The organism is Nocardioides sp. (assembly GCF_047607365.1).
In the GTDB taxonomy this organism is placed as follows: domain Bacteria; phylum Actinomycetota; class Actinomycetes; order Propionibacteriales; family Nocardioidaceae; genus Nocardioides.
This window is the reverse complement of record NZ_JASGDD010000208.1, coordinates 1-8,489: the sequence shown is the minus strand read 5'-3', so window position 1 is coordinate 8,489 and position 8,489 is coordinate 1. Positions and strand designations below refer to the sequence as shown.

The 8,489-nt window shown below is 73.5% G+C and carries 10 protein-coding genes; 9 read left to right on the top strand and 1 reads right to left on the bottom strand.

The genetic code is table 11. The features are described 5' to 3' along the window. The first annotated feature begins 152 nt into the window (after positions 1–152). The 3 genes from QM572_RS16195 to rsgA are packed head-to-tail and all read left to right on the top strand — an operon-like array spanning position 153 to position 3,997. Positions 153–1,652, top strand: coding sequence for an Ig-like domain-containing protein (locus tag QM572_RS16195; RefSeq protein WP_415094959.1), 1,500 nt, complete (start codon positions 153–155; stop codon positions 1,650–1,652). A gap of 38 nt (positions 1,653–1,690) precedes the next feature. Further along, complete coding sequence (gene aroA / locus QM572_RS16190; RefSeq protein ID WP_415094957.1) at positions 1,691–2,974, top strand: 3-phosphoshikimate 1-carboxyvinyltransferase; 1,284 nt, start codon at positions 1,691–1,693, stop codon at positions 2,972–2,974. 3 nt (positions 2,975–2,977) lie between these two features. Then, on the top strand, positions 2,978–3,997 hold the full coding sequence (gene rsgA, locus QM572_RS16185; protein ID WP_415094955.1) for a ribosome small subunit-dependent GTPase A: 1,020 nt from the start codon (positions 2,978–2,980) through the stop codon (positions 3,995–3,997). Between the two features lie 76 nt (positions 3,998–4,073). Here the strand turns inward: rsgA and QM572_RS16180 are convergent, their stop codons facing one another. Then, positions 4,074–4,595, bottom strand: a complete 522-nt coding sequence (locus QM572_RS16180) for a MarR family winged helix-turn-helix transcriptional regulator (protein ID WP_415094953.1) — start codon at positions 4,593–4,595, stop codon at positions 4,074–4,076. Between the two features lie 88 nt (positions 4,596–4,683). Here QM572_RS16180 and QM572_RS16175 point away from each other — a divergent pair, with 88 nt between their 5' ends. The 6 genes from QM572_RS16175 to QM572_RS16150 all read left to right on the top strand — a co-directional run. Continuing rightward, positions 4,684–5,235, top strand: a complete 552-nt coding sequence (locus tag QM572_RS16175; protein WP_415094951.1) for a YceI family protein — start codon at positions 4,684–4,686, stop codon at positions 5,233–5,235. A gap of 70 nt (positions 5,236–5,305) precedes the next feature. Continuing rightward, positions 5,306–6,181, top strand: a complete 876-nt coding sequence (locus QM572_RS16170; protein ID WP_415094961.1) for an inositol monophosphatase family protein — start codon at positions 5,306–5,308, stop codon at positions 6,179–6,181. A gap of 50 nt (positions 6,182–6,231) precedes the next feature. Next, positions 6,232–6,468 carry a hypothetical protein gene (locus QM572_RS16165; protein WP_415094949.1) on the top strand — a complete coding sequence of 79 codons (237 nt, stop codon included), beginning with the start codon at positions 6,232–6,234 and terminating at the stop codon, positions 6,466–6,468. Continuing rightward, on the top strand, positions 6,465–6,854 hold the full coding sequence (locus QM572_RS16160; RefSeq protein ID WP_415094947.1) for a PIN domain-containing protein: 390 nt from the start codon (positions 6,465–6,467) through the stop codon (positions 6,852–6,854). Before QM572_RS16165 ends, QM572_RS16160 begins: the two co-directional genes overlap by 4 nt. A gap of 63 nt (positions 6,855–6,917) precedes the next feature. Next, positions 6,918–7,631, top strand: coding sequence for a response regulator transcription factor (locus QM572_RS16155; RefSeq protein ID WP_415094945.1), 714 nt, complete (start codon positions 6,918–6,920; stop codon positions 7,629–7,631). Next, the coding region (locus QM572_RS16150) for a histidine kinase dimerization/phospho-acceptor domain-containing protein (RefSeq protein WP_415094943.1) at positions 7,628–8,489 on the top strand (862 nt) is incomplete at its 3' end. The genes QM572_RS16155 and QM572_RS16150, both read left to right, overlap by 4 nt.

Genomic DNA, 8,489 nt, shown 5'->3' with positions numbered 1-8,489 from the left:
CTGACGCGCCCCCCGCCGACGCCACCGCACCGGCGACGCCCCCGGCCACGACGCCGAGCAGCTCCCCCACCACGACGCCGGCCACGACCGCGAGCCCGACCGCGACCGCGAGCCCGACCTCCTCGGCGACGAGCGAGACCCAGAGCGCGCCGGTGATCTCCACCCCCGTCCCGGCCGTGACGCTCGCCGACGGCGCCGGCTCGGTGACGATCGACCTCACCCAGGGCGCCACCGACGCCAACGGCGACCGGCTCTCGGTGAAGTCCGCCCGCATCCAGGGCACCCCGCACGGCACGGTCAGCATCGGCAGCGCCACCAGCCGGGCCGCGGCACGCACCATCGGCGGCGCGATCGACGCGGCCGTCGCCGCGCGCGCCAAGCGACCGCGGACGGTCGTCTACACGCCCGAGACGGCATGGCGCGGCGTCGAGACGATCTCCTACGTCCTCACCGACGGACACGGCGGCACCGTGGCCGGCACCGTGGCCGTCACCACGCCCGACAAGGCCCCGGTGGCGGCGGCCGACCACCTCGAGGTGCACGCGGTCTACGCCGACCCCGTTCCCTTCGAGGTCGACGTGCTCGCCAACGACAGCGACGCCAACGGCGACCCGCTGACGGTGACCGCCGTCGGCACGCCGGCGGGCGCGGGCGGGACCGCCGAGCTCCGCGACGGGAAGGTCTTCTACGCGCCGCCGGTCTGGCCGCGCGGGCGGACCGCCGACGAGACCGACACCTTCACCTACACGGTGGGCGACGGCGCGGGCGGCACCGCGACCGGCACCGTCACGGTCGTCATCGGGCTCAACCCGGACCAGGCGCCCACCGCCCACGACCAGTCCACCACGACGCACTGGTCCTCGGCCGTCACGATCGCGGCCGACGCGAGCGACGCCGACGGCGACGCGCTGACCTACACCGTCCACGACGGCGCCCACGGCACGGTCACCGAGCACGACGGCTCGCTCACCTACACCCCCACCGGCGCGTACGCCGGCAGCGACTCGTTCAGCTACACCGTGACCGACGGCAAGGAGTCGGCGAGTGCCACGGTCACCGTCTCGCTCACCAACGCCCACCCGGCCGACGCAGACGACGAGACGCTGGAGATCCGCGACGACGAGGACGCCGTCGTCACCGTGCCGGCGACCGACGCCGACGGCGACCCGATCACCGTCACCAACGTCAGCGGCGGGACGCTCAGCGGGCACACGATCCGGTGGACGCCGACCCGCGGCCGCAGCGACCGGCACACCATCACCTACACGGTCGGCGACGGCGTCAGCACCGACTCCGCCACGGTCACCGTCGTGGTCACGCCCCCGTCGGGCGCGTTGCGGATCGCCAACGTCCACGTGACCCCCAACAGCGACGACTACCTCGCCTCGCGCTTCGTGGTCACCGGGATCCCGGCCGGGCGGCACGCCACCGTGACCATCACGCTCACCGGCCTCGTCGGCTGGTCCAGCAACGAGGCCGGCGTGTGCGGCCCGATCATCGGCTCGACGCTGACCTGCGAGCTCAGCTCCGACGACAACGGCAGGCAGCTCGGCCACTTCGACCCCTACGCCGACTCGATCGTCGCGAAGGTCGAGGCCGACGACTTCATCGACAGCACCGACGGCGACGACAGCTCGTCGGGCACGCACTGAGAGCGTGTTCGGGAACTCGGCGTCGATAGGCTGAGCCGGTGACCCTCGACCCCTGGCCCGCGCCGCGCGCTCGACGTCCCGTCGAGGCGACCGTCTCGCTGCCCGGATCGAAGTCGCTGACCAACCGGGCGCTGGTGCTCGCCGCCATCGCCGACGGCCCGTCGGTCGTGCATCGCGCGCTCCGCTCGCGCGACTCGCTGCTCATGGCCGGAGCCCTCGAGGCGCTCGGCGCCGAGATCGACACGCTCGGCCCGGACTGGGCCGTGACGCCGATCCCCGCCGCCGGCGCCTTCGAGCGGATCGAGGCCACGATCGACGTCGGACTGGCCGGCACGGTGATGCGCTTCGTCCCGCCCGTCGCGGCCCTGAGCCGCGGGGCGATCGAGTTCGACGGCGACGAGCACATGCGGCAGCGGCCGGTCGGGCGCATCCTCGACGCGCTCCGCTCCCTCGGCGTGACCGTCGACGGCGAGGCCCTGCCCTTCACCATCGACGGCGCGGGCGCGGTGCCCGGCGGGATCGTGACGATCGACGCGAGCGAGTCGTCGCAGTTCGTCTCCGCGCTGCTGCTCGCCGGCGCCCGCTACGAGCGCGGCGTCGACCTCCGTCACGACGGCAAGCCCGTGCCGTCCCTCCCCCACATCGACATGACCGTCGCGATGATGCGCGCTCACGGGGTGGAGGTCGATGACTCCGAGGCCAACCGGTGGGTCGTCTCCCCCGGCCCGGTCAAGGCGATCGACCACGTCATCGAGCCCGACCTCTCCAACGCCGCCCCCTTCCTCGGCCTCGCCGCCGTCAGCGGCGGCACGGTCACCGTCCGGGACTGGCCGCACGACACCACGCAGCCCGGCGACGACCTGCGCTGGATCCTCGCCGAGATGGGCTGCACCGTCTCCCTCGACTCGTCCGGCCTGACCGTCACCGGCCCGGAGCCCGGCGCGCTCACCGGGCTCCAGGCCGACCTGCACGACGTCGGCGAGCTCACCCCGGCGGTGGCGGCCCTGTGCGCGCTCGCCTCGACGCCCTCCCACCTCACCGGCATCGCCCACATCCGCGGGCACGAGACCGACCGGCTCGCCGCCCTCGCGACCGAGCTCACCGCGCTGGGCGCCGGCGTCGTCGAGCACCCGGACGGCCTCACGCTCACCCCGGCGCCCCTGCACGGCGGCGTCTTCCACACGTACGCCGACCACCGGATGGCCCACGCGGGCGTGCTCGTCGGAGCGGCCGTGGACGGCGTACGCGTGGAGAACGTGGGGACGACGAGCAAGACGTTCACCGACTTCGCGCCCTTCTGGGCAAGCCTCTTCGAGCACTGAGCGTTGGCGCGGAACAACGCCCGCTACGGGCGCGAGGACGTCGAGGCCTACGACCGTCCCCGGCGCAGCACCCGCCCGCGCACCAAGGACCGGCCGACCTACGACGACGCGGTCGACGGCGTCGTCGTGACCGTCGACCGGGGGCGCTTCACCGTCGTCGTCGCCGGGCGCCAGATCTGGGCGGTCAAGGCCCGGCCGCTCGGCCGCAAGGGCGTCGTCACCGGCGACCGGGTCCGCGTGGTCGGCGACACCTCGGGCGACGACGGCGCGCTGGCGCGGATCGTCGAGGTGCGCGAGCGCTCCACCGTCCTGCGCCGCACCGCGGACGACGACGACCCCGTCGAGCGGGTGATCGTCGCGGGAGCCGACCAGCTGGTCGTGGTGACAGCCCTGGCCGACCCGGAGCCGCGGCACGGGCTCATCGACCGCGCTCTCGTGGCGGCGTACGACGCCGGAATGGCGCCCCTGCTGTGCCTCACCAAGGCCGACCTCGCCGACCCCGAGACGCTGCTGTCGACCTACCGCGCGCTGGGCGTGCCCTGGGTGGTGACCCGGCGCGGCGCCGACGGCATCGACGGGCTCGGCGAGCTGCGCGAGCGGCTCGCGGGCCGGACCTCCGTGCTGCTCGGCCACTCCGGGGTCGGGAAGTCGACGCTGGTCAACGCGCTCGTCCCCGACGCCGGCCGCGAGGTGGGGCACGTCAACGTGGTCACCGGCCGCGGGCGGCACACCTCGACCTCGGCGCTGATGCTGGCCCTGCCCGGCGGGGGCGGCGAGGCCGGCTGGGTGATCGACACCCCCGGCATCCGCTCCTTCGGGCTCGCGCACGTCGAGCCGGACCACCTCATCGAGGCCTTCCCGGACCTCGACGAGATGACCGAGGACTGCCCCCGCGGCTGCACCCACGGCGGCGACGAGCCCGAGTGCGGGCTCGACGAGGCCGTCGCCCGCGGCGAGGCCGACCCCGAGCGGGTCGAGTCGTTCCGGCGTCTCCTCGCCGCCCGCAGCGCCACCGACTACTGAGCCGGTCCCACGGGCGCGACCCCCTGCCGGGGGCACCGCGACCGGATCGGACTCCGACGGAGGCGGACGCCACGGCTCACGGCCGGGGGCAGCCGTCGGGGTAATCGTCCGGATCGCGCAGTGCCTCACGGATGCGGGCGACGGCGACGCCCAGGCCGGTGACCTGCGCCGGGGTGAGGGTGTCGAAGACGTAGCGGCGCACCGCCTCGACGTGACCGGGGGCGGTGGCCACGACCTTGTCCCACCCGCTCGGGGTCAAGCCGGCCAACACCGACCGTCCGGCGCCCGGGGTGCGCGTGACCCAGCCACGTCCCTCCAGGCGCGCGATGGCGTGGGTCAGCCGGGACGGGCTGCCGTTGGCCAGGACCGCGATGTCGCCCATGCGTGCGGTGCGGTCGGGTGACTGGGAGAGCATGGCGAGCACCTGGTACTCGAAGTGGCTCAGACCGGCGTCCTGTTTGAGCTGGGCGTCGAGGGCGGCGGGGAGCCACATGATGACCGCCCCGAGATCCAGCCAGGTCCGCATCTCCTCGTCGCTCAGCCAGTCCGCCGCGGGCGGAGGCGAGCTCTCTCGGTCCGAGCAGGGGTCAGCGGCCACGGCGCCATCATCCACCAGCGCTATTTGACGGTTCAAGTCGACCGGACTAGCCTCTGTTTGAACATTCAAACCAAGGGTAGGGGTTGCCATGACCGACACGACGTCCCCCGTGGGCGCTGCCGAGCTGATCGCCCGACTTCGCGCGGACGGGGCCGGCGAGTGGGTGCTGGACGCGGCGCGCTCGAGGGTCGAGCTCAAGAGCCGCAGCATGTGGGGGATGGTGCCGGTCTCCGGCACGTTCACCGAGGTCGCGGGCCACGGGTCGGTCTCGGCCAGCGGAGCCGTGACCGGAACGCTGTCGATCGCGACGGCCTCGATCGACACCGCGCAGCGGAAGCGCGACGAGCACCTGCGCTCGGCCGACTTCTTCGATGCGGAGACCCATCCCTTCATCACCTACGACCTGACCGCCCTCAGCGAGGTCGACGGCGACGTGATCGCCGAGGGACAGCTCACCGTCCGCGGGGTCACTCGCCCGCTGTCGGTCGCCGTCGCCCCGAGTGCGAGCAGCGAGGTCGTCCAGCTCACCGCCGAGGCCACGATCGACCGCTCGGCCTACGGACTGAGCTGGAACAAGGTGGGGATGGCGTCGATGAGCAACCTGATCACCGTGACCGCCGTGTTCCATCGCCATACCTGAGCGGCCCGCCACTCCCGAACGACCCGCGACGCACGGAGCGCCTCCCGGCGCAGCCGTCCCGCCCAGCCCGATTAGTGTGTGGGACGTGGCGGACTACACCGACGACCTGCGGCTCGCGCACCTGCTCGCCGACGACGCCGACTCGATCAGCAACGACCGGTTCAAGGCGCTCGACCTGCACGTCATGACCAAGCCCGATCTGTCGCCGGTGAGCGATGCGGACCAGGCGGTCGAGGAGGCGATCCGGCGTACGCTCTCGCGGGCACGCAACCGCGACGCCATCACCGGCGAGGAGACCGGCTCGTCCGGCCACGGCGCGCGACGCTGGATCATCGACCCGATCGACGGCACCAAGAACTACGTCCGCGGCGTGCCGGTGTGGGCGACGCTCATCTCGCTCGCGGTCGAGGACGAGGTCGTCATGTCGGTCGTCTCGGCCCCGCAGCTGGGCCGGCGCTGGTGGGCGTCCCAGGGGCAGGGCGCCTGGACCGGCAAGTCGCTCATGAAGGGGACCCAGCTGCACGTCTCCGACGTACGCCGTCTGGACGATGCCTCCTTCGCCTACTCCTCCCTCGACGGCTGGGAGGAGGCCGGCAACCTCGACGGCATGCTGGCGCTGATGCGGCGGGTGTGGCGGACGCGGGGCTACGGCGACTTCTGGTCCTACATGCTGCTGGCCGAGGGCGCGGTCGACATCGCCGCGGAGCCCGAGCTCGAGGTCTACGACATGGCCGCGCTGGTGCCGATCGTCGCCGAGGCCGGTGGCACGTTCACCTCGCTGTCGGGTCAGCCCGGGCCGTGGGGTGGCAACGCCGTGGCCACCAACGGCCACCTGCACGAGGCCGCGCTCTCCTTCCTCGGCTCCTCGGCCACCCGCGACGACCCCGACCAGCCCGAGGACCGCCGCGGCGGCCACGGCACCGTCACCCCGCTGCACGGCCGCTGACCCGCTGATCCAGGGCTGCATCACGGCGTGATGCGGCGTACGATGTGGCTATGAGGACCACGGTCGACCTGCCTCCCGTCACGCATCAGCGAGCCCGCGCCTACGCCGAGAAGCACGGCATCTCCCTCTCCACCGCGATTGCCGAATCGGTCGCTCGCGGCCTCGACCTCGTGGACGAGGAGCCCGTGAAGTTCGGCCGAAGCAAGCACTCGGGCTTCCCCACCTTCAACACCGGCACACCCGTGACGCACGAGGAGGTCCTCGCCTTCCTGGACGAGGACGAGTGACGACGTTCCTGCTGGACGCGAGCGTTCTCATTCCGCTCGCCGACGAGGCCCACGAGTTCCATGACCGCGTGGACTCGTGGATCAGCGACGGGCATTCGATCGCGCTCTCCTCGGTCACCGAAGGGGCGATGGTTCGCTATCTCGTCCGCAAGGGCGTGCCTGTGGCCGACGTCCAGGACGGACTCCGGGCAATGCACCAGCAGGACGAGTGCACGTTCTGGCCCGACTCCCTGTCGTACGCCGACGCCGACCTCTCCCATGTGCGCGGCCACCGTCAGGTGACCGGCGCCTACCTCCTCGCGCTGGCGGAGTCCCACGGCGCGCGGCTCGTGACCCTGGACGAGGCGCTCGCGGCCGCCTCGGAGATCGCCCTGCTCGTCCCCTGATCTGCACAGAACCTCCACAGGTCGTGCCCACCTCCTGACCCGCCGCCGCCCTAGCCTCGGGGTGTGAGTCACAGCGAGCCGTCCACGCGCCGGCGCATCCTCGTCGTCGAGGACGAGCCGGTCATCAACCAGGCGGTCTGCGACCGGCTCGTGGCCGAGGGGTACGACGTCGTACCGGCCCACGACGGGCCCGGCGGCGTGGCCGCCTTCGCCGAGCATGCGCCCGACCTCGTGGTCCTCGACGTCATGCTTCCGGGGTACGACGGCCACGAGGTCTGCCGCCGGATCCAGGCCGAGCGCCCGGTGCCCGTCCTGATGCTCACGGCGCGCGACGACGAGGCCGACCTGCTGGTCGGGCTCGCGGTCGGCGCGGACGACTACCTCACCAAGCCGTTCGGGATGCGGGAGCTGGTTGCGCGGATCGCGGCGCTGCTGCGCCGCGTCGACCGGGCCGCGGAGCTTGCCGGGCAGGAGACCCGGCGCACGGTCGAGCTCGGCGACCTTCGCCTGGATCCGGGTGCCCGGCGGGTATGGGTCCGGGGCGAGGAGGCCAGGCTGACGCCGACCGAGTTCGACCTGCTCCTGGTCCTCGCGGCCGACCCGGGCGCGGTCGTCACCCGCGACCGGCTGATGGCCGAGGTGTGGGGGTGGCCGGGCGCCTCGGCGACCCGGACCCTCGACAGCCATGTCAAGGGCCTGCGCGCCAAGGTCGGCGCCGACCTCGTGCGGACGGCGCACGGCGTCGGCTACGCCCTCGAGACGGGGACCCGCGGATGAGCCAGCCGCTCGCCCGGGTCTCCTCGCTCAAGGTCAAGCTCGGCCTCGTCGTCGCCGCCAGCGTCACCGCTGCCGTGCTGCTGTCGAGCGCGGGCCGCGCCTCCGGGGTCCCGGCCTGGCTCGGCGTGCCCGTGACGGTGCTGCTCGCCCTGGCGGTCACCCAGCTCCTGGCCGTCGGCATGACCTCCCCGCTGCGCGAGATGACGGCGGCCGCGCGGCGGATGGCCACCGGCGACTACGCCGTGCGGGTGAGCGCGACCTCGGCCGACGAGGTGGGCGAGCTGGCCCGCGCGTTCAACACGATGGCCCGTGACCTGGCCGCCGTCGACCGGCAGCGCCGCGACCTCGTCGCCAACGTCAGCCACGAGCTCCGCACGCCGCTCACCGCGCTCTCGGCGGTGCTGGAGAACATCGTCGACGGCGTCGCGCCCGCCGACGGCGCCTCGCTCGCTCCCGCACTCGCCCAGGCGCAGCGGCTCGCGGCCCTGGTCGAGCAGCTGCTCGACCTCGCCCGCGTCGACGCCGGCAAGGCGCCGCTCTCCCCCGAGCCCGTCGCCGTCGGCCCGCTGCTGGAGTCCGCCGTGGAGGAGAGCCGGGTCCTCGCCCGTGCCGTGGAGTACGCCGTCAGCGCGCCCCGCGACCTCGTCGTCCGTGCCGATCCCGCGCGTCTCCGGCAGCTCGTCGCCAACCTGCTCGACAACGCCTCCCGGCACAGCCCCGCCGGCGGGACGGTGCGGATCGCCGCGACGGCCGCCGGCGACCGCTGGCGCCTCGAGGTCCACGACGCCGGAGCCGGTGTCGCCGCCGAGGACCGCGAGCGTGCGTTCGAGGCGTTCGGCACGCTGGCCGATCCCGGCG

Coding starts and splice junctions, on each gene's coding strand:
- QM572_RS16165 (WP_415094949.1), top strand. CDS start 6,232: ATGAGGACCACGGTCGACCTGCCTCCCGTCACGCATCAGCGAGCCCGC.
- QM572_RS16175 (WP_415094951.1), top strand. CDS start 4,684: ATGACCGACACGACGTCCCCCGTGGGCGCTGCCGAGCTGATCGCCCGA.